1 protein-coding gene is annotated in these 1578 nt (G+C 63.9%); it reads right to left on the reverse strand.

The features are described from left to right. On the reverse strand, positions 1-1578 hold a 1578-nt coding region (locus J3364_RS22545), incomplete at both ends, for an amino acid adenylation domain-containing protein (protein ID WP_349560408.1).

A 1578-nucleotide genomic window follows, 5' to 3' on the forward strand; every position in this document is an offset into this window, starting at 1 on the left:
ACCTCCTGCCATAGGGCCGCCAAAGTCCGTTCGGTATCAGTCTGCGGCGCTTCGTAATCGGCCGTCCCGAGCTCCGGGTCCGGCAACGCCTTGCGATCCAGCTTGCCGTTGGCCGACAGCGGGAAGGCGTCAAGTGCAACGATGTGCGTCGGCACCATGTAATCCGGCAGGTGCTGTTTCAGGGCGACTTTCAATGCTTCGGTGTCCGCCTGCGAACCCTGCACATAACCAATGAGTTGCTCGTTGCGGGCAATCACCACCGCATCGGTCACCTGCGCCGCCTCTCGCAGCACCGCTTCGATCTCGCCCAGTTCGATTCGCAACCCCCGCAGCTTGATCTGGTGATCCAGACGGCCCAGGTATTCAATCGTGCCATCGGCACACCAGCGGGCCAGGTCGCCGCTACGGTAGAGCCGTTCGCCCGGTTTGAACGGATTGGGGATGAAGCGTTCGGCGGTCAGATCCGGGCGGCCATGGTAGCCTTGGGCCAAACCGGCGCCGCCAATATACAGCTCGCCCGGCACACCCACCGGTTGCGGGTTCAGGCGACTGTCGAGGATCTGGATCTGCAGGTTGCCAATCGGTCGGCCAATCGGGACCGTGGTGCGTTCCTCCTGGCCACAGGTCCAGTGGGTGACATCGATGGCCGCTTCCGTGGGACCGTATAAGTTGTAAAGCTTGGCTTGAGGCAGACGACGCAAGGCCTCGTCCTGCAGGTCCTTGGGCAGGGCTTCGCCACTGCACACGATCCGGCGCAGCGATGCGCAGCCGGTCAGGTCGTCCTGGGTCAGGAAGGCGGACAGCATGGACGGCACGAAGTGCAGCGTGGTGACGCGCTCCTGTTCGATCAGTGCGGTCAGTTTGGCCGGGTCCTTGTGGTCTCCCGGTGGCGCCACCACCAGACGCGCCCCCACCATCAACGGCCAGAAGAATTCCCAGACCGACACGTCGAAACTGTACGGGGTCTTCTGCAGGACCACATCGCCCTCACCCAGCTCGTAGGCGGCCTGCATCCACTGCAACCGGTTGAACAGCGCCGCGTGGGTGTTGGCCACGCCCTTCGGTTTTCCGGTGGAGCCGGAGGTGTAGATGACGTAGGCCCGTTGCTCCGGATGGAGCTCGATATCAGGCGCCGACGCCAACTGATCAGACACATCCAACTGATCCAGGTTGATAACCGGCAGGTCACCTAGCGCCGGCAGTCGGTTCACCACCGCATCATGGGTCAGCAGCACATCCACACCGGCATCCATCAACACCTGTTGCTGACGGGCCTCCGGATGCTCCGGATCGATGGGCACATAGGCCGCGCCCGCCTTCTGGATCGCGTAAAGCGCCAGGACCATTTCCACGGACCGTTCCGCCGCGACACCGACCAGACTATTGCGCGCCACGCCCTGCCCGATCAGCGCATGGGCCAGTCGGTTGGCGGCCTGGTCAAACTCGGCGTAGCTCAAACACCGGTCGCCGAAGACCAGTGCCTCGCGCTCCGGATGGGCCGCGGCCTGACGTTCGAACCGGCGATGCACCGGCTCCGGCTGGCCGTAATCCACCTCGGTGGCATTCCAGTCGGCCAAG

The organism is Marinobacter sp. NFXS9 (genome assembly GCF_040148665.1).
GTDB lineage: Bacteria > Pseudomonadota > Gammaproteobacteria > Pseudomonadales > Oleiphilaceae > Marinobacter_A > Marinobacter_A mangrovi.